The following is an 18,678-nucleotide window of genomic DNA, read 5'->3' on the forward strand; positions in this document are numbered from 1 at the left end:
TGCCTAACCGTCGTGCGTCCGGGAAAGTCTCGGGATCGTCTCCTCTTCGAACACCTCGTGCTCCAGCTCACGCTCTTCGTCGGCCGCCGGAGGCTGGGTGCGGAGCCCGAGCATGGCCAGCCACTCGATCAGCTGACGGTGCACGGCGTCCGGCCCGATGATGTCGGTCTCGGCGATCGGCCAGCGCGCCGGGTGCACCAGCACGGCGTCGGTCTGCCAGCCGCCGAGGCCGCCGTGCGAGCCGACCAGCTCCTCGAACGCCGCCACCTCCTCGGTGACCGGGTCGACGCAGCTGATCAGCACCAGGTCGCCGATGTGCGCGGACTCCTGGTGGCGCAGCAGGTCGTGCCGGGCCCGCGGACCGTACGGCAGCAGCGGGTCGACCCCCTCGACCACGCCGTCCCGCAGGCGGTGGCTGCCCGAGCCGCCCAGCGCGACCGGCCCGTCCGGGGTGTGCACGATGACCAGCCCGATGCCGGGGTGCGCGGCCAGACCGTGGATGAGCCGCGGGTAGGCCCGGTCGATCGCGACCCGGTCGAGCCGCTCGGTGAAGCGGGTCAGGTAGATGAGCGCCAGGTTGCCCGACGACACGACCATCAGCGGGGCCAGCGGCGGCTCCGGGAAGTCGGGCTCCTGGGTCGCCTCGCTCTCGGCCGGTGACTCCGGGGCGTCGGCGTGGTCGGGGGCCGCGAAACGCTCGACCACCTCGTCCAGGGTCTCGCCGAAGCGCTGCTTGAACGTGGCACCCTGGCTCTGCCCGTGATCGGAGAGCACCACCAGGTGATAGCGCCGGGCCGCCTCGGGGGCCAGCCGCTCGAGCACGCCGAGCATGCGGTCGAGGCTCTCGAGCTGGCGCATCGACTCGGGGCGGGCCGGGCCCGCGTGATGCGCGACCTCGTCGTAGTCGACCAGGTCGCAGTAGATGGCCGGAGCGCCGCGGGCCATCTGCTCGGCGATCAGCGACACGTTGACGTCGCGCAGCAGCATCGAGGCCGGGCGCAGGGCCAGGAAGGCGCCGGAGCGGCTCACCCTCGGTTGCAGGTTGCGGCGGCGCTGCAGGCGGGCCTGATGCAGCTCGGTGAAAACCTCGCCGACGCCGAGGACGAGGGCCCGGGTGAAGCCGTACGGGGAGGCCATGAACGCCGCCCAGCCGCGCGCCGACCGGCCGGGCAGTGCCGCGTGGCTCACCGTGAGCAGGCTGACCGCGGCATCGCCGCTGAACGCGTTGCCGATGCTCACCCCGCCGTCGCGCAGCAGGCCTCGGCCGTCGCTGAGCCGGGGCTCGAGCACCGCCGCGTCGCGCGGCCGGTTGGTCACCATGAGCTTGCCGGTGTCCTTCTCGAACCACCGGAACGCCGGGATCTGGCGGGACGCGCCGTGCAGGATGCCGGCCTGGGAGGCGGGCGTGGTCGACGGCAGGCCGGTGTGCCAGCCGCGCATGCTGTGGCTGCCCGAGCGCAGCCAGTGGCCCAGCGTGGGCAGGTTGCCGGCGCGGACCGCCCAGCGCAGCACGGGCTCGGAGAGACCGTCGAGCTGCACCATCAGCAGACCCGGCTCGGTGCCCTGGCGGGGACGGCGGAGCGTCAGCAGCGGACCGCCCGAGAGCCGGGCCTGGCGCCGGCGCACGCCGCGCATGAGCCGCTTCGCCTCCCGGAGGAACGTGTCGTCGGTGCCGCTGTCGGCCATCCAGTCGACGATCGCGGCGAACACGACGGCCAGGATCGCGGTGAGCACCAGCGAGGGCAGGCCGCTGATCCGGTCGGCCGGGTCGATCTCGAGCGCCACCACGATGACCACGACCTGGACCATCACGCCGAGCAGCATCGCTCCCCAGCCGCCGAGGGCCACGACGCCGGCCAGCAGGAACGGGCGCAGCACGGCGCCCACGGCAGCCACCAGCACGACCAGGCCGAGCGTGTCGACGACGTCGTTGCTCTCGACGCCCGGCATCAGCCAGAGCGTGAGGGTGAGCACGACGAAGGTCACCAGCGCGCTGCGCAGCACGGCCCGGAGCCGGTTGAGGATCCGGCGCCAGCTCAGCACGACACGCAGCTCGGCGCGCCAGTTACGGACAGACGGGGCTGCGGAGGGTTCGTGGGGGCTGATGGCCACCGGGAAACGATCGCACAACCATGGCCGTCGGTGACCGGCCGTGCCCGGAATCACCCTGGCCCGGCCGCCGACACGGACGAGTGATCACCTGGGCCGGGTTGTCTCTTCCGGATAGCTTCGGAGCGGTGCGCGCCCGATTCGTCTTGATCATCCTTATCCTGCTCGGCCTCACCGCCGGCCTCACCGCCTGTGGGACCGAGGAGGAACCCGCCCCGGCGCCCGCCGCCCCCAAGGTCGTGGGCTACTTCGCCGGCTGGGGCGTCTACGCCCGCGACTTCCAGGTGAAGGACCTGGACGCCGGCGGGGCAGCGAGCCGGCTGACCCACCTGCTGTACGCGTTCGGCAAGGTCACCGGGGGCAAGTGCACCGTGGCCGACCGCTGGGCCGACTACGAGAAGCCGATCGACGCGGCGAGCAGCGTGGACGGCGTCGCCGACGCCGGAGCCGAACTGCGCGGCAACATCGGGCAGCTCCGCAAGCTCAAGAAGAAGCACCCCGGCCTGCGGGTGCTGTGGTCGTTCGGCGGCTGGACCGGTTCGGCCGGCTTCACCGAGGCGGCCCGCGACCCGGACGCGTTCGCCGCCTCGTGCCACGACCTGCTCACCGATCCCCGCTGGACGGGCGTCTTCGACGGCATCGACGTGGACTGGGAATACCCGAACGCCTGTGGCCTGAAGTGCGACAAGAGCGGGCCCGACGCGCTGGCCCGGATGCTCGGCTCGCTGCGCTCGGCGTTCGGTCCGGACGCGGTGATCACCGCCGCAGTGCCGGCCGACGTGTCCAAGCTGACCGCGACCGACTACCGGGCGGCGGCGGGCTCGGCCGACTGGCTGAGCGCCATGACGTACGACTATTCCGGCGCCGGTGGGGACGACCCGGCGAAGGCCCAGAAGACCGCGCCGCACTCGCCACTCACCACCTACCCGGGCATCGCGCGCGAGACCGCGAACACCTCGGCCACCGTGGACGAGCTGCTCGGCCTGGGCGTACCCGCCTCGAAGGTCCTGCTCGGGATCGGCTTCTACGGCCGGGGCTGGACCGGGGTCTCGGCCGCCGAGCCGGGCGGTGACGCGAGCGGCCCGGCCGCCGGCCGCTACGAGAAGGGCCTGGAGGACTACCAGGTACTGATCCGGCGCTGTCCGCCGACCGGCGTCGTGGCCGGCACCGCGTACGCGTTCTGCGGCTCCCAGTGGTGGTCGTACGACACCCCCGGCACGATCAGAACCAAGATGGCCTACGCCCGGAGCAAGGCGCTGGGCGGCGCGTTCGTCTGGGAGCTCTCGGGCGACACCCCGCAGTCCGACCTGCTGACCGCGGTCGCCGACGGCCTGTCCTGAGCTCTCAGCCGACCTGCACCCAGACGTTGTCGAGGGCGCCGTTGAACTGGTCGTTGTCGGCGAACGCACCCTTGCCGCCGATGCTCATCGGGCGGTTGTTGGTCACCGACAGCCCGGCCGGCAGCAGGGTGCGCCCGCGCAGCTGGTTGTCGACGAAGACGGCCAGCACCGGGCCGGACCGCGAGCAGCGGATGCGGTGCCAGCGGCCGTCGGCCACGGTGACCGAGCTGGTGGCCATCAGGATGCGGCGCAGCCGGTCGCCGACCAGCACACAGCTCGGCCGGCCGGCGGCGCCGTCGATCTGCAGCTTCCACTGGCTGCTCGTGGTCGAGTAGCCCTTCTGGATGACGTTCTGGCCCTTGCTGGTCTGGGTCGGGCTCAGATAGACGTCGGCGCCGAAGGAGATGTCGCGGCGACCCGGGTTGAGGTCGGGCGTGGAGGGAGTCTGCAACGCCACGTGCGGGCAGACCCGGGTCTGGCAGCGGGGCGGGAAGAGCAGGGCCGAACCCTGCCCGTGCACGACGTGCCGCACGACGCCGCCGTGTCCCGAGATGACCCGCAGCGTGTGGCCACGGCCGGACAGGTCGGCGATCGGGGCGGCCCGCCCGTTGAATCCGTAGCGGGCCATCAGCTCGGCCGGAGTGTCGGCCACCGCGGCCCGCCGTGAGTCTGCCGGCCGGCTCTGCGCCGGCGCGGAGGCCACCGGGCCCACGACGACAGCGGCGGAGACGGCCCAGGCCGCCCCGCCCAACCACCAAGATCTCATGCCTGAATTATGGCTTGCGAACGATTTGTCGGTCGGGCCGGACCTCCCGCCGACCCCCCGATCCGGGGATCTGGGTCAGCTCGACGCGGAGGTGCTCTCCAGCGGGATGGACGTGCCCCGGATGAGACCCAGCTGGACCCCCTGCCGGGGCAGCACCGCGTCGAGCAGCCAGTCGGCCGCCACCCGGACACGGTTGCCGGGCATCGAGAGCAGGTGGTAGCCGCGGGTCACCGCCTTGGCCGGGAGCCCCTTCAGCGGTACGCCGAGCGGGTTGGCCGCCGCGTCGAAGCCGCCCAGGTCGACGACGAAGCCGAGGTCGTAGTGCTTGTAGGGGCGGCGGCGGCCCTGGCCGTAGGAGGCCGCGATGTTCTTGGCCACGGCGGCACCCTGACGGGTGGCGTGCTGGGCGGTCATGCCGGTGAGCTCGCCGGGCCGGGTCAGATCGGGCACGGCGGCCGCGTCGCCGATGGCGAACACATCCGGGTGGCCGGGCACGTTGAGGAACTCGTCGACCACCAGCCGGCCATTGGTCAGCGGCAGGCCCAGGCTCTCGACCACCGGGTCGGGGCGCACGCCGACGCACCAGATGAGCGAACGGGTGGGCACGAAGTCACCGGTGGACAGATGGACACCGGCCTCGGTGGCCTCCTTGACGCTCGTCCGCAGAAGGACCTCGACCCCCCGCGAGCGCAAGACCTCGTCCGAGGCGTCGGCCAGCCGCTCGTCGAGCGACGGCAGCACCCGGCCCGCGGTGTCGAGCAGGAGCCAGCGCACCTTGTCGCGCAGCTCGGGCCGCTCGGCCGTCAGCGCCTCGGTGAACAGCACGCCCTGGGCAGCCACCTCGGTGCCGGTGTAACCCGCGCCGACCACCACGAAGGTGCACCGGGCACGCTGCTCGTCCTCGGTGGACGCGTTGGCCGCCAGCTCGATCTGGCGGATGATGTGGTCTCGCAGATAGAGCGCCTCGGGGATGCCGCGGAACCCGTGCGCATACATCGTCACGCCGGGCACGGGCAGCAGTTTGTTGACGCTGCCGGCCGCGATGACGAGCCGGTGATAGCCCATCGAAGCCGTGCCGCCGTCGGGGTCGCGGTAGGAGATCGTGCGGCCGGTCAGGTCGAAGCCGTCGACCTGACCCAGGATCTGACGGACGCCCGGGAGGGCGGCCTGCAGCGAGACGGTGACCCGGCGCGGCTCGAGGATGCCGGTCGCCACCTCGGGCAGCAGTGGCAGGTAGAGGAAGTGGTCGGTCGGATTGACCAGGACGATCTCGGCCCCGCCACGGGAGAGCTTGGCCAGGGTGTGGGCCGCGGTGAACCCGGCGAAGCCGGCTCCGACGATCACGATGCGCGGGCGTGCCATGGGCGATCCTTCCCTTGGGCCGTCCCTGCGGGGGCGCCGTCGACGCTACCGAAAACCGCCCTACCTGCGATGTGAGCGGCGTGACAATCCGGCGCCGTCCCGCGATTGACCGTTCGGCCAGTGCAGAAATCGACCGAACGGTTGTCGTCCGGCAAGAACTGTTACCGCGTCTGGTAGAGCGCCGGTCGGTGCCCACACGGGGAGGTATCGCACGGTGTTGTCGCTGGTCGGTGCCCACACGGGGTGGCATCGCCCGGCATCGCGGGGGTGGAGGGGGCAGACGTGACCGGCAGCGCGCTGCTTGAGCCGCCTGGGTACGCTCACGTCTCCCTCGACACCTCGAACGGACACCTTCGAATGGACGCCCGCGAGGCCGACTATGCGCATTTCGTCCGAAGCCGGACGCACGCATTGTTGCGCTCGGCGTACCTCTTGACCGGCGATCAGCACCTCGCCGAGGATCTCGTGCAGGAGGCGCTCGCGCGCACCCACCGGGCCTGGTCGCGCCTGGAGCGCCCGGAGAACGCCGAGGCGTACGCACGCAAGGTCATGTACCACGCGCAGGTGTCGCTGTGGCGCCGTCCCAAGGTGGCCGAGGTCCTGCCGGCCGACTTCGAGCCCGACCGGCGCCCGGGCGCCGACGACCCGGCCGACGCCGCCGTCGAGCGCCTGGTGCTGCGCCGGGCCCTGCTGACGCTCAGCGCCCGGCAGCGGGCCGTGATCGTGCTGCGCTTCTTCGAGGATCACACCGAGGTCGAGGCCGCGCAGATGCTCGGCGTCTCGGTCAGCACCGTCAAGACCCAGACCGGTCGTGCCCTCGACCGGCTCCGCACCCTGCTGCCCGACCTGCGGGTGCTCACCGAGGTGCCGGAGGGCGGCCGATGAGCGCCGAGCACGACCGGCTCCGCACGTCGCTGCACGACCTGGCCGACGTCGCCGAACCCACCGACATGTACGACCGGGCCGTGCACCGTTCCCGCCGGATAGCCCGGCGCGAGGCCCTGGTCGGCACCGCGGCCGCCGTGCTCGTCCTGGTGGTGCTGGGCAGCGGGCTGTGGCGCCTTCCGCAGCACAAGCAGGCCGAGGTCCCGGCCGCCGCGGCCGGCTCGACACCGGCCGTGGCCGGCGCCTCGGCCGCCGCCTCCTCGTCGTCGGCCCCGGCCGCCTCGGGCGCCACGGCCGCCGCCGAGCCGCCCGAGGAGCAGGCCGTCCCGGTCCGCCCGCCGCAGGGCTACGAACCGCGTCCGGGCAAGACCCGCACCGCCAAACCCAAGTCGCGGGCGCTGGCCGACCTGACCGGTCACGTCTTCTACGCCGAGCGCGACACCAACCCCGACGTGGTCCGCTTCTCGCCGGCGACCGGCGACAGCGAGGTTGTGCTGCCGGACGCACCCTCCTCGGTCGGCATCTCGCCCGACGGCCTCCGCATCGCCTACGTGTCCGACGGCAAGCTGCTGGTCAGTGCGGCCGGGCGCGAGGCGGAGCAGATGGCCGTGGACGTGGTCGCGACCGAGCAGGCCCCGGTCTGGTCCCCCCAGGGCGACCGGCTGCTGTTCGCGGCCGAGGCGCCGGGCGTGCTCGACGTCGAGACCGGCGAGGTCACCCCGCTGCCCTCCGGCCTCGCCGCCGGGCAGCACTTCCGCTGGTCGGGCGACGGCAGCACGCTGGTCTACGCGACCTCGTACTGCGGCCTCAAGCTGGCCACCGACAACGCCGACACGAGCGTCAGCGTGCCGGTGCTGGGCGCCACCCAGACCAAGGACAACCCGGACGGCCTGGCCGCCTGCAAGCCGACGAGCGTCGACGAGACGGGCCGGCGGGTCACGGTTCCCCTGCAGACCACGGGTGAGACCACGACCGGCACCGACACGGCCGACGCGATCGTCGACACGTCCACCGGCGAGCTGGAGGATCTGCCCGTCCGCGGGACGGTGGTCGGCGCGGTCTTCGACGCCGAGGGCAACCTGCTGGTGCGGACCGACGACGACGGCAAGCGGGTGCTGTCGCTCTTCGGGCCCGACAACACCCTGCAGGTGCAGGCCAAGGAACCCGCGTCCGTGCGCGACTTCGACCTGCTGGCCTACACCCGCTGAAGGCCCGGCGCATCCCGGCCGGGAGTGCGACGATGATGGCGATGGCCGTGCAGCAGGAGACCGCCCGGCCCACGACCGGGGTGCCGCCGTGGTGGCGGCGCAAGCCCGCCGTGGCCGGCATCGTCGTGGCCGTTCTGGGTGCCGAGCTGGTGCTGGGCTGGTCGTCGCTGGCCGGGGCACTGGCCCAGCTGAGCGCCCCGCGGTGGAACTGGGTGGCCGCCGCGCTGGCCGCCGAGCTGGCCTCGATGGGCACCTACGCCCGGATGCAGCGTGCCCTGCTGCGCGGGGCCGGCACCAAGGTCAGCATGCGCAGGCACGTCGCCACGGCGTACGCGGCCCATTCGCTGAGCGCGACCCTGCCCGGCGGGCCGGTCTTCTCGACGACGTTCAACTTCCAGCAGTTGCGCCGGTTCGGCGTCTCGCCGGCGGTCGCCTCGTGGTGCATCGCGCTGAGCGGGGTGCTCTCGGCCGGCGCCCTGGTGGTGATCGGCGCCGTCGGTGGCCTGCTCGCCCGCAACACCGGGAGCTGGCACTCCCTGGTCGGTTATGCGGTCGGCGCCGTCGTGGTCGCTTTCGGCGTACGCCAGCTGGCTGAGCACCCGCACCTGCTGGACCGCCCGGTGCGGGCCCTGCTGGGCGGGGTCAACCGGGTGCGCCGGCGCCCGCCCGGGCACGGCCACGACCGGCTGGTCGGCTTCGTCGGGCAGTTACGTGACGTACGCGTGAATCCGGCCAGCTTCGCCCTGGCGGTCGTGCTCGCGCTGCTCAACTGGTTGTTCGACGCACTCTGCCTGTGGCTGTGCTGCGTCGCGGTGGGGGCGGGCAGCGTCAGCCCGGTGAGCCTGGTCATCGCCTACTGCGCGGGGATGGCCGCGGCCAGCGTGCCGATCGTGCCCGGCGGGCTGGGCGTGGTCGACGCCGCGCTGGTGCTGGGCCTGGTCGCGGGGGGCCTGACCAGCTCGCTGGCCGTGGCCGCGGTGGTGCTCTACCGCCTGATCAGCTTCGGCTTCATCATCGGCCTGGGCTGGCTGGTCTGGCTGGCCATCCGCTACAAGTACCGCACCTAGCTCTTACGCCCGAACAGGCGCCAGCCGCGCTTCTTGGACTCGGCTGGACGCTCGGCCTCGCCGTTGAGCATGGCCAGCCGGTGCTGGGCGACCGGGTTCTCGGGCTCCATGCGCAGCGAGATGAGCAATGCTTGGCGGGCTTGGTCGAGGTGGCCGAGGGCGTCCAGCGTCACGCCGTGCGTGTAGTAGTAGTGCGCCTCGGTCGGGTCGAGTCCGATCGCCGTCCGGGCGGCCTGCTCGGCGTCGGCGACCTGCCGGTCGGCCGAGAGCAGGGCCCAGGCGACCCGGTCGTGCCAGAGCGCGTTGCGGGGATCGGCGATGACCGCGCGGTAGGCCAGGGTGACCGCCTCCTCGTGCCGCCGGAGCACGGTCAGGGCCCGGCTCGACAGGGCGAGCGGCCGCGGATCACCCGGGTCGAGCTGGATGGCCCGGTCGGCCGCGTCCAGGGCGGCGGCCGCGTCGTCGAGGGCGAGCTGGATCCGGGCCAGCAGGATCCACCCCTCCCTCGCGGCCGGGTCGGCGGACAGCGCGGGCTGGAGCAGGGCGACGGCCTGCTCCAGCTCCAGCTGTTCGAACAGGGTGGCGGCCTGGGCGACGGCCACCTCGGTGCGACTGGTGAAGGCACGCGGACCGACGGCCGGCGGCCGGTCGGCGTCGAGCTGATCGGGGTCGGCCCGCAGGGGGTTAGCGGTCACGTGGACCTATTCGGCGGAATCCGGCCGCGAATGAGGCCTTTCGGTCAGGAACGGGAGCGCGGCTCCCAGCCCGCCGACCGGGTGTGGTCGTGCGGCTCGTGAAACGGGACCTGGGCGTACGCCCGCACCGGGAACGTGCCGAAGTCGGTGATCCGCGGTGGCGCGGCGGTGAAGCGCGCGCCGTGCGGCGGCAGGTCGGCCAGGCCGGTGAGGTGCTCGACGATCGGGATGCCCGCGGCCAGCAGGACGGTGTGGGCCGGCCGCTCGCCGCCGGGCACCGGGTCGTCGATGTTCACCGAGTCGATGCCGACCAGCGCGGCGCCCCGCTCGACCAGCAGCGCGGCGGCCTCGCCGGTCAGGTAGGGCGCGTCGACGGCGTACCCGGGCGTACCCCAGCCACGGTCACCGCCGGTGTGCAGCAGGACGGCGTGCCCGGCGACCACGAGCGGCTCGATGTCCGCCTCGGTGACCGCGCGCCGCCCGCTGCCCGCGGTGCGCACCACGACCGCGGGCAGGTCGGCCAGCCGCTCCAGCGGGATCCCGGTCAGATCGGTGCCCCCGGCGAACCGGTGGCGCGGCGTGTCGAGGTAGGTCCCGGTCTGGCCGAGCATCTCGATGCGGTCGAGGCTGAACTCGGTGCCCTCGGCGTAGTGCGGGCGCGACTGCTCCCAGCTCTGATGGGCGGTGACGACCGGGGCGGCCATGCCGGGGTAGGTCGTCATACCGTCCGAGATCACGTGACTGAGCTCGACGAACCGCAGGCGCGGCCGACCGGGCGGACCGGCGACCACCGGCTCGGCGAAGGTGCGGACCCCGGTCAGCTCGACCCGCTCGACGTCGCGCAGGCCCAGCGAGCCGACCAGGATCCGGACGAGATCGGCCTCGGTGACCTCGAGATGCGGCACGTCGACCCGCAGGCCCTGCGCCGCCAGGCGGCCGCCGGTGGTGAAGGTGACTTCGGCGGTCAGTTCCGCCCGGTACTGCTGCACTGGCTCTCCCCTATCGAAGCTCGATGATCGCTTCCACCAGCAACCAGATGCCGAAGATAACGAAGAGTGCCGCCGCGCCGTACTTGATGGCCCGCTCGGGCAGGTGCCGCCCGAGCAGGCGACCCACCAGGATGGCCAGGGCGTCGGCCGCGACCATGCCGACCGTCGAGCCCAGCCAGGTGCCGAACCACCCGTACTGGGTGGCCAGCGTGATCGTCGCCAACATGGTCTTGTCACCCAGTTCGGCCAGGAAGAAGGCGCCGCCGACGGCCAGGATGGCCGAGCCGGTGCTGCGCTCGGCCTTGGTCTTCTCGTCGTCGGTGAGCTTGTCGCCGCGCAGGGTCCAGGCGCCGAAGGCGAGGAAGGCCACCGCCGCGACCAGCGAGATCCAGCCGGTCGGCAGCGTCGCGCCGAGGCCGTAGCCGATCCCGACCGAGACCAGGTGCACCACCGCGGTGGCCACGGTGATGCCGATCAGCACGGGCACCGTCTTGAAGCGGGTCGCGAACGTCATCGCCATCAGCTGGGACTTGTCGCCCAGCTCGGCCACGAAGATCACGGCGAAACTGACCGCCGTGGCGACGAGGAAGCCTTCCACAGATAACTCTCCCGGTATCAGATGACCGGGGAGAGGTTGCGCAGGGCGACCTCGACCCGGCCGTCATGTCAACAGCCAAGCCGAAGGTCTCGCTCGCCTTGTGGAAAGGCCGCGCGGCCGGACCCGAGAGAGAAATCAGGGATCAGTATGTCGACCGCGACATTGGGAGCTACTCCCCTTCGCGGTCTCGAGCATAGCCAACGGCCCCCGCCCGGAGGCAGGGGCCGTGAGCGTGATCACTGGCCGGTGATCAGTTTCCGCACCTCGAGGCGCTCGGCCGGCACCGGCGCCCGCTTCCCCTTGGCCGCCGCGATGGCCGCCGGCGGCTCGATCGGCCGGCAGCGCTTGTCCGAGCGCTCACCCGGCTGCCGCTTCGGGAGCTTGCCGGTGGCCAGGTAGTCGGCGATCGTGTTGTCCACGCACTTGTTGCCATAGAGCGAGCCCGAGTGGGTGGTGCCGCCGACGCTCTCGATCAGCACCGAGCGCGGGAACCGCTTGCGTACCTCGAGACTGCCGCTGAACGGGGTCGCCGCATCCAGCGTCTCGCTGATCAGAAGCACCGGCGCGACGGTCTCGCCGGAGACGGTGACCGGGATGCCGCTGCGCGCCGGCCAGGTGCGGCAGGGCGCGTTGTACCAGGCGTTGGCCCAGGTCTCGAACGGCGCCTTGCGATGCGTCTCCCAGTTGTCCGCGGTCCACTTGGTCCAACTGTCCGGCCAGGCCGCGTCGGTGCACTGCACGGCGAGGTAGACCGCGTAGTTGTTGTCCGCGTCCTTGCCCGTCGGGTTGTTCGCGTCGTAGAGCCGCTTGAGGCCCGACGAGTCCTTCTCGCGCACCCAGTCGCTGAAGGCGCGGCCGATGTCGGCCCAGCCGAAGGTGTAGTAGCCGGCCTGCAGGAAGACGTCGGTGAGCTCGGACGGGCCGATCACGCCCCCGGCCGGCCGCTTCGCCAGCTTCTTCTGCTCGGCGTAGAAGCGCCGCTCGACCTCGCGGCCGGTCCGGCCCAGGCGGTAGGCCTGGTGGTTCTCGGCCAGCCAGCGGAAATAGACCTTGATGTTGCGATCGAACGCCAGGTCCTGGTCGAGGTTCGAGTCGTACCAGACCCGCGCCGGGTTGACGTTGCCGTCGAGCACCATGCGACGGACGCGCTCGGGATAACGCGTGGCATAGACCTGACCGAGGTACGTGCCGTAGGAGAACCCGTAATAGGTGATCTGACGGGCGTTCAGCGCCTGCCGCAGCAGGTCCATGTCCCGCACGGTGTCCAGCGTCTTGAGGTGCTCGAGCAGCTTGCCGCCGGCCTGGCCGCAGGCGCGGGCATAACCCTCGGCCCGCTGGAGCCAGCGCTTCTCGATCGTGGTCGTCGACGGCACGTACGCCGGGCGGTTGTACCGCGTGTAATCGGCGTCGCAGGTCAACGACGGCTTGCTGGCGCCGACGCCGCGCGGGTCGAAGCCGATCCAGTCGTACGCGGCTCCGGCCTTCTTCGGGACCAGGGAGCCCATGACCGACAGCGCCCGGCCCTTGCCCCCGGGCCCACCCGGGTTGACCAGCACGACGCCCTGATATTTGGCCTCGGCGACGGTGTGCCTGATCCGGGACACGGCGATCTGGATCTTCTCGCCGTCCGGGGCGGAGTGGTCGAGGGGGACGGACAGGAAGCCGCAGTCGGCCTTGCGCAGTCGCAGGGCCGCCTCGGCGCAGGAGCCCCACGTGATCGTCGGCACCACCCGGCTTGCCGGGCCAGTGCGTTCGGGGACTGCCTGGGCGTCGCTCGCCGGGGCCCCGATCACCGTCAGGGCGATCGTGGTGGCCGCCGCCAGAAGTCGTCTCATACCAGCCTCTCGTGTCCAATTCGCCCCACTATGGTGCGGCGCGGGCGGCCAGATGAAGGCCGTCCACGCCGGGGCACCACGAAAGGTTCAGGCGGCGACCGGCTTGCGCATCCGCTGGGCGACCAGCGCGGCCGCGCCCAGCAGGGCCACCACCAGGCCGTAGACCAGGGCGGTGTCGTGCAGGCCGGCCGAGGTGGCCGCGAAACCGGCGATCACGGCCGGCACGCTGAAGGCGACGTACGCGATGACCAGCGCGACCGCGAACAGCTCGCCCCGCTCGTGCGGCGCGGCCAGCACGGCCAGGGTGCCGAACGAGGCCAGCGACGAGGCACCGAAGCCGACACCGGAGATGACGGTGCCGATCGCGGCCAGGACGGCACTGCTCAGCTCGAGGCCGGTCACGCTGATCACGGCGCCGGCGGTGAGCAGGCTGCCCGCAATGAGCAGCACCCGCTTGGTGGCCACGTTGCGCAGCAGGAACGAGGTCAGGGCACCGGTGCCGCAAAGCAGGGTGACGACCAGGCCGCCGACCAGGTGGCTGCTGATGCCGAAGACGCCGGCCGCCACCGAGGGGCCGAGCGACAGGTAGAGACCGCCGATCGCCCAGCTCGCCACGATGATCGGCACCAGGGCGAAGAGGTCACCGCGGAGCCGGGCCGGGACGCCGAGCCGGGGCGCCAGGGAGGCGGCCGCGCCCGGACGCCGGGCCGAGGTCTCCGGGATCCGGGCCACGACGGCGGCGGCCAGGACCATGCCGGCCAGGAGCAGGGCCCAGACGAAGTGGGTGGGCGACGGGGCGTACTGGACCAGGACGCCGGTGCCGAGCGCGCCGACGGCCAGCCCGGCGACCGGGGCGAGGCCGTTGATCAGGCCGGCCCGGCCGGGAGCGTGCGGCGGGTTGAGGTCGACCAGGGCCGCGCCCAGAGTGGTCATCGCGGCGCCGGTCGCGATGCCCTGGAGCAGTCGCGCGGTGAGCAGGACCCCGACGTCCCCGGCGGTCAGGAAGAGCACCAGCGAGACGGCCTCGAGCGCGATCGCCGCGGCCAGCACGGGCCGGCGGCCGATGTGGTCGGACAGCGCGCCCAGGATCAGCAGGGAGGCGATCAGACCGACGACGTAGACGGCGAAGACTGCCGTGAGCGTGGTCGCGGAGAAGCTCCACAGGTGCTGATAGACCACGTAGAGCGGGGACGGCGCCGCGGACGCCGCGGAGAACGTCACGAAGATCGCCGCGATGGCGGCGAACGCGACCGGGCGGGAGAGCCGCCTGCTGCGGATCGACGGCGGAGCGTCGGCAACGGTGGTCATGGATGTCCTCCGGTGAAATAACAGACAGGTCTGTCTGACCGCTGAAGACTAGACAGGTCTGTCTGCTATCGTCAACCGCATGTCCGCTGCGTCACCCACCACCCGTAAGCCGTCGGCCCGCGAGCGCCTCCTGGCCGCGGCCGACGAGCTGTTCTATGCCGAGGGCGTGCACACCGTCGGCATCGACCGCATCATCGAGCGGGCCGGCGTCGCCAAGGCCTCGCTCTACAGCACCTTCGGCAGCAAGGACGAGCTGGTCCGGGCCTACCTCGAGGGCCGGCACGAGTTGCGCCGCACCCGCCTGCTGGCCGGCCTCGAGCGGTACGACGACCCGCGCGACCGCCTCCTCGGCGTGTTCGAGGTGCTGGCCGAGCTGACCGGCACGCCGGGCTTCCGGGGCTGCCCGTTCTACAACGCCAGTGCCGAGTCGCCCACCGGCGGCCCGGTCGAGCAGGTCTCGACGGCCAACCGCGCCTGGACCCGGGGCCTGTTCTTCGAGCTGGCCCGTGACGCCGGCGCGAAGGACCCGGCCGCCCTGGCCGACCAGCTTGTCGTGCTCTATGACGGCGCCTCGGCCGGCGGCCGCATGGACAAAAACTCCCGGGCCGCCCTGGTGGCCCGCGAGATCGCCACCATGCTGGTGGCCGCGGCCACGCTCTGACCCCTCATCCCAGAGGCCGTGCCCCTTTCGGCGAGTGCAGCCTCCAGGGCCGCAGTCCTTCGAGGGCGAGCTCAGCCCCGGGCCGCACGCCGTCGAGAGCGAACTCAGCCCCGGGGCCGCACGCCGTCGAGGGCGAGGTCGACCAGGCGGGTGGCCTCGGTGGCCGCGCCGGGGCTGCCTTCGGTGGCCAGCGAGACCGCGTTGACCAGCGTGAGCAGGTCGACGATGGACACCTCCGGGCGCACCGCGCCGGCATCGTGCGCCTGGCGCAACAGCCCACTCCCGGCGTCGACCAGCATGACCTCACACGAGCTGCCCGCCGGCGGCGCCGGATCACGCCCACCGTCGAGCAGCGACCGGGCCAGGCCCCGGGTGGTCGCCCCATAGACCGCGACCGCCCGCAACCAGTCGGCCAGAGCGTCACCCGGTTCGGGGTGCCCGGCCAGCTCGCCCGCTCGCGCGCACAAGACCTCGACGCGGTCGTGGAACACCGCCTCCAGCAGCGCCTGCCGGCTCGGAAAGTGCCGGTGCAGAGTCGCCGAGCCCACTCCCGCCCGCCGAGCGATCTCCTCCAGCGAGGCGTCCGCGCCGTGCCGGGCGATCTCCGCCTCGGCCGCGCTCAGGATCTGGTCGTAGTTGCGTCGCGCATCCGAGCGCATCGGTCGCCCGCCGGCCAATCGAGGACTCCTCCCACGAAATGGAGGGACACCCCACTTATGGTTGACAACCGGGGTGGGCCCCCGGATAGCGTAGCCGACGTAAACGGGGTGTCACCCCACTTAGCCCGAAGGAGTTGTCATGACGCAGCAGGTGGTACTGGTGACCGGCGCGAGCAGCGGGTTCGGCCGGTTGACGGTCGAGGCCCTGGCCCGGCGCGGCCACACCGTTTTCGCCGCGCTGCGGGACATCGGCGGGCGGAACGAGAAAGCCGCCGCCGAACTGCGGGCGATGGCCGGCGCCGAGTCGCTCGACCTGCGGGTCGTCGAGCTCGACGTGACCGATCAGGCCTCCGCCGACCGGGCGGTCGGCGCCGTGGTGGAGGCGGCCGGCCGCCTCGACGTGGTGGTCAACAACGCCGGCCTGATCTTTCCGGGTCCGGTCGAGGCGTTCACCGCGGAGGAGGCGCAGCGCCAGTTCGACGTGAACGTGCTGGGCGCGCTGCGGGTGAGCCGGGCCGCCCTGCCCCAGCTGCGCCGGCAGGGTCACGGGGCGCTGATCCAGGTCGGCTCGATCTCGAGCCGGGTCACCATTCCGTATTCGGGGCTCTACGCGGCGAGCAAGGCCGCACTCGGCAGCCTGACCGAGGCCTGGCGCCACGAGCTGGCGCCCTTCGGCGTGGAGGCGGCCATTGTGGACGCGGCACCGTACCCGACCAGCATCGGCGCCAACGCCGTGATGCCGGTCGATGCGGGACGCTTCCAGGCGTACGGGGAAGGGTTCGGCCGTTTTGTCGGCGAGCTCACCGGGCGGCAGACGCACGATCCCGGTGACCCGCAGGACGTTGCCGACGCGATCGTCGGCCTGGTCGAGACGCCGGACGGCGAGCGTCCCCTTCGGACGGTCGTGGCGCCGGCCGCGCAGTACGACGCCGTCGTGGCCCTCAACGATCGCGCGGCGGAGACCGCCCGGTTGGTAGCGGCCGACATGGGAGTCACGGCATTCCTGGCCGGTTAGGACCGCCCCAGCGATTCGGCCACGGCGGTGGCCGGCGAGAGCGGCTCGGCCACGCAGGTGGCTGGGTAGAGCGGCTCGGACCCGGGTGGCCGGCAAGAGCGGCTCGGCCACGCGGGTCACCGGGGAGAGCGGCTCGGCCTCGGCGAGTTCGGCTGCCACCTCGGCCTCGTGGGCGCGAGCGACAGGATGATCGAGGTGAGGGTGAAGATCGCGAAGCCGGCGTTGTAGATCCGGACCCGCCGTACATGGCGCCGAGCCGGCCCAGGGTGACCACCAGCACGGCGGTGACCAGCATGCAGCCGATCAACATCCGACGCGCGGATCGCCCGCGTCCGGCGACAACCAGTCAGGAAGCCTGCTCGGCGGCGAGGTCGCTGAGGCGCTCGAGCGCCGGCAGGGCGGCGACCACGGCCGCGTGCTCCTCGGGCGCGAGACCCCGGAGCAGCTCGGACAGTGCCTCGGCCCGCACCTGCCGGCGGTGAGCCACGGCGGCCCGCCCGGCTTCGGTGATGCTGACGACCACGGCTCGCCCGTCGTTGGGGTCACTCGTGCGCTCGGCCAGCCCCTCCTTCTCGAGACGGGTGACCAGCTGGGTCATCGCCGGCTGGCTGATGCCCTCCGGGGCATAGAGCTCGCAGAGCCGATGCGGCCCGGACCGCTCGAGTCGGCGCAGCGTGGAGGCGGCGGTCAGGCTCAGTGGCCCGCGCGGCGTCAGCCGGCGAAGCGTCTCGTAGAAGTGCTCGAAGCCGGCGGCGATGGCGGCGTCGTCGTCTGTGGTGGTGGCGGGCTGCACACCTTTTTATATCACCCTCTTATGAACGGAAATTCGCTCGAACGTGCCGAGCCGTCCAGCAGACCGCGCGGCGACCGAAATGTCACCATGCAGTGATGGTCGACCACAGCTCGGACCGCGACTCCTGGCTGCATCCGCACCTGGGCACCACCACCGGCGGCGGTCGCGCTCCCCGCGAATACGTGGTCGCCCTCCGGCACGTCGCGCTGACCCTGGACGCCGACCCGGGCTGGCGCTCGTGGTGGCGCCAGTCCGGCCTGTCGGCCTGCGAGCTGGGCATCGTCGCCGAGGGGCGGCTCGACCACCTGCGGCCGAGCGCCGACATCCGCCGGCTCGACGACCGGTTGCAGGCCAACTTCACGTGCGCGTTCCCCTCGGGCACGGCGTCGGCCGGCACCGAGGTGGCCACCCGCACGGCCGCGGCCGAGGTCCGGGCCATGTTCGAGGTGATCCGCCAGGCGCTCACGCTGCCCGCACTGCCACCCACCCCGCCGGTGCCCAGCCTGCCCAGCGACGTCCCCGACGTGCAGGTCACGGCCAAGCGGCTGCCCGAGCCCACCCACGAGCCCGAGCGGCAGGGCTATCTGACCCTCACCCAGATCCAGGAGTTCTTCGCCTGAGCCGGCCCCCGCGAACCCGGGGCGCCTGAGCCGGCCGCCCCGCACCCGGGGCGCCTGAGCGGGCTGCCCCCCGCACCCGGGGCGAGCGGGACGGGCCACCCCGCGCCCGGGGCGTCACCAAGTCAGCGCGACCAGCTCGCGGAGCTGGGCCAGCGCGTCGGTCTTGGCCGGGCCCTCCGGGAGCTCACGCCGGGCCGCCGCGACCAGGTCCGAGCGCAGCAGCGCATAGATTTCGTCACGGCCCGCGTCGGGCAGGTCGGGGATCCAGAGGCTGCCGAGGTTCTCGTCGACGACCATGCGGAGCCAGGTGGCGGTCTTCTGATCGTCGAGGCGCGGGATGAGGTATTCCAGCGTCCACTCGAAGAGCCCACCCGTCGCCTGCCAGTCCCTGCCCTGCCGGACCATGATGAGAGCCGCCATTGTCGCCGTCCCAGGATGAAGACCCGCGGTGCCAAGCCCTGCTCCGCCACGAACTTTTCCACCTTTGTCACCTGGTCGCCGGTGAACTGCGAGACGTCCACCGGCACCAGGTCCGCCTTTCTCAGATGCAGCACGATCTGCTGCGAGAACCGCGCCCACTGCCGCTCGAACCGGTGCGCCGCGAACGGGCCCACCGCGTCGTAGGACCGGCCGCTCGCATCGAACCAGTCGGCCCGGCAGCCGGGGGCGGCCCGGGTCAGGCGTACGCCCAGCTCGATCTCGATGCGGACGGCCGTCTCGGCCTCGTTGTGCCGATATCGGCCGGTTGCCGGGTCCATCCCCAGCGCA

The 18,678-nt window shown here is 72.4% G+C and carries 18 protein-coding genes; 7 read left to right on the top strand and 11 right to left on the bottom strand.

Annotated elements, in window-relative coordinates; genetic code table 11:
- Positions 1-3 precede the first annotated feature (3 nt).
- Positions 4-2,112 carry an alkaline phosphatase family protein gene (locus NAG42_RS07270; protein ID WP_250028974.1) on the bottom strand — a complete coding sequence of 703 codons (2,109 nt, stop codon included), beginning with the start codon at positions 2,110-2,112 and terminating at the stop codon, positions 4-6.
- A gap of 125 nt (positions 2,113-2,237) precedes the next feature.
- Here NAG42_RS07270 and NAG42_RS07275 point away from each other — a divergent pair, with 125 nt between their 5' ends.
- Positions 2,238-3,449: a glycoside hydrolase family 18 protein gene (locus tag NAG42_RS07275; RefSeq protein ID WP_250028975.1), complete on the top strand. Its 1,212-nt coding sequence runs from the start codon at positions 2,238-2,240 to the stop codon at positions 3,447-3,449.
- A gap of 4 nt (positions 3,450-3,453) precedes the next feature.
- On the opposite strand, the gene NAG42_RS07280 is transcribed toward NAG42_RS07275, so the two are convergent.
- Positions 3,454-4,215, bottom strand: coding sequence for a LamG-like jellyroll fold domain-containing protein (locus NAG42_RS07280; RefSeq protein WP_250028976.1), 762 nt, complete (start codon positions 4,213-4,215; stop codon positions 3,454-3,456).
- Positions 4,216-4,290: 75 nt separating this feature from the next.
- Positions 4,291-5,577: an NAD(P)/FAD-dependent oxidoreductase gene (locus NAG42_RS07285; RefSeq protein ID WP_250028977.1), complete on the bottom strand. Its 1,287-nt coding sequence runs from the start codon at positions 5,575-5,577 to the stop codon at positions 4,291-4,293.
- A 357-nt stretch (positions 5,578-5,934) separates the two neighbouring features.
- On the opposite strand from NAG42_RS07285, the gene NAG42_RS07290 reads away from it, so the two are divergent.
- From NAG42_RS07290 to NAG42_RS07300, 3 genes are read left to right on the top strand one after another with little or no spacing between them, the layout of a single operon-like run.
- A complete protein-coding gene (locus NAG42_RS07290; RefSeq protein ID WP_250028978.1) occupies positions 5,935-6,462 on the top strand; it encodes a SigE family RNA polymerase sigma factor in 528 nt (175 codons plus the stop codon).
- Positions 6,459-7,670 (top strand): TolB family protein, encoded by a 1,212-nt coding sequence (locus NAG42_RS07295; RefSeq protein ID WP_250028979.1) that lies wholly within the window; start codon positions 6,459-6,461, stop codon positions 7,668-7,670. Before NAG42_RS07290 ends, NAG42_RS07295 begins: the two co-directional genes overlap by 4 nt.
- Before the next feature lie 41 nt (positions 7,671-7,711).
- Entirely contained in the window at positions 7,712-8,737 is a 1,026-nt protein-coding gene (locus NAG42_RS07300) for a lysylphosphatidylglycerol synthase transmembrane domain-containing protein (RefSeq protein ID WP_250028981.1), read from the top strand.
- Here NAG42_RS07300 and NAG42_RS07305 read toward each other — a convergent pair.
- The 5 genes from NAG42_RS07305 to NAG42_RS07325 all read right to left on the bottom strand — a co-directional run bounded on the left by NAG42_RS07305 (position 8,734) and on the right by NAG42_RS07325 (position 14,162).
- Positions 8,734-9,432, bottom strand: a complete 699-nt coding sequence (locus tag NAG42_RS07305) for a tetratricopeptide repeat protein (protein ID WP_250028982.1) — start codon at positions 9,430-9,432, stop codon at positions 8,734-8,736. The genes NAG42_RS07300 and NAG42_RS07305 overlap by 4 nt on opposite strands.
- A 44-nt stretch (positions 9,433-9,476) precedes the next feature.
- The gene (locus NAG42_RS07310) at positions 9,477-10,421 is read right to left on the bottom strand and encodes a cyclase family protein (protein WP_250028984.1); all 945 of its coding nucleotides are present in this window, start codon (positions 10,419-10,421) and stop codon (positions 9,477-9,479) included.
- A gap of 10 nt (positions 10,422-10,431) precedes the next feature.
- Positions 10,432-11,019, bottom strand: a complete 588-nt coding sequence (locus tag NAG42_RS07315; RefSeq protein WP_250028985.1) for a TMEM165/GDT1 family protein — start codon at positions 11,017-11,019, stop codon at positions 10,432-10,434.
- 236 nt (positions 11,020-11,255) lie between these two features.
- Positions 11,256-12,854, bottom strand: a complete 1,599-nt coding sequence (locus tag NAG42_RS07320) for an alpha/beta hydrolase (protein WP_250028986.1) — start codon at positions 12,852-12,854, stop codon at positions 11,256-11,258.
- 87 nt (positions 12,855-12,941) lie between these two features.
- Positions 12,942-14,162 (bottom strand): MFS transporter, encoded by a 1,221-nt coding sequence (locus NAG42_RS07325; RefSeq protein ID WP_250028987.1) that lies wholly within the window; start codon positions 14,160-14,162, stop codon positions 12,942-12,944.
- Between the two features lie 79 nt (positions 14,163-14,241).
- Between NAG42_RS07325 and NAG42_RS07330 the strand changes: the two genes are divergently transcribed.
- Positions 14,242-14,823, top strand: coding sequence for a TetR/AcrR family transcriptional regulator (locus NAG42_RS07330; protein ID WP_250028988.1), 582 nt, complete (start codon positions 14,242-14,244; stop codon positions 14,821-14,823).
- A gap of 104 nt (positions 14,824-14,927) precedes the next feature.
- Here NAG42_RS07330 and NAG42_RS07335 read toward each other — a convergent pair whose 3' ends face one another.
- Complete coding sequence (locus NAG42_RS07335; RefSeq protein WP_250028989.1) at positions 14,928-15,482, bottom strand: TetR/AcrR family transcriptional regulator; 555 nt, start codon at positions 15,480-15,482, stop codon at positions 14,928-14,930.
- Positions 15,483-15,621: 139 nt separating this feature from the next.
- Between NAG42_RS07335 and NAG42_RS07340 the strand changes: the two genes are divergently transcribed.
- Entirely contained in the window at positions 15,622-16,497 is an 876-nt protein-coding gene (locus NAG42_RS07340) for an SDR family oxidoreductase (protein ID WP_250028990.1), read from the top strand.
- A gap of 346 nt (positions 16,498-16,843) precedes the next feature.
- On the opposite strand, the gene NAG42_RS07345 is transcribed toward NAG42_RS07340, so the two are convergent.
- On the bottom strand, positions 16,844-17,290 hold the full coding sequence (locus NAG42_RS07345) for a MarR family transcriptional regulator (protein WP_250028991.1): 447 nt from the start codon (positions 17,288-17,290) through the stop codon (positions 16,844-16,846).
- 95 nt (positions 17,291-17,385) lie between these two features.
- Between NAG42_RS07345 and NAG42_RS07350 the strand changes: the two genes are divergently transcribed.
- Positions 17,386-17,910 carry a hypothetical protein gene (locus tag NAG42_RS07350; RefSeq protein ID WP_250028992.1) on the top strand — a complete coding sequence of 175 codons (525 nt, stop codon included), beginning with the start codon at positions 17,386-17,388 and terminating at the stop codon, positions 17,908-17,910.
- A 114-nt stretch (positions 17,911-18,024) separates the two neighbouring features.
- Here NAG42_RS07350 and NAG42_RS07355 read toward each other — a convergent pair whose 3' ends face one another.
- Positions 18,025-18,330 carry a hypothetical protein gene (locus tag NAG42_RS07355; RefSeq protein WP_250028994.1) on the bottom strand — a complete coding sequence of 102 codons (306 nt, stop codon included), beginning with the start codon at positions 18,328-18,330 and terminating at the stop codon, positions 18,025-18,027.
- Positions 18,331-18,678: the final 348 nt, after the last annotated feature.

The sequence above is a fragment of the Paractinoplanes maris genome (assembly GCF_023544465.1).
Classification (GTDB): domain Bacteria; phylum Actinomycetota; class Actinomycetes; order Mycobacteriales; family Micromonosporaceae; genus Actinoplanes; species Actinoplanes maris.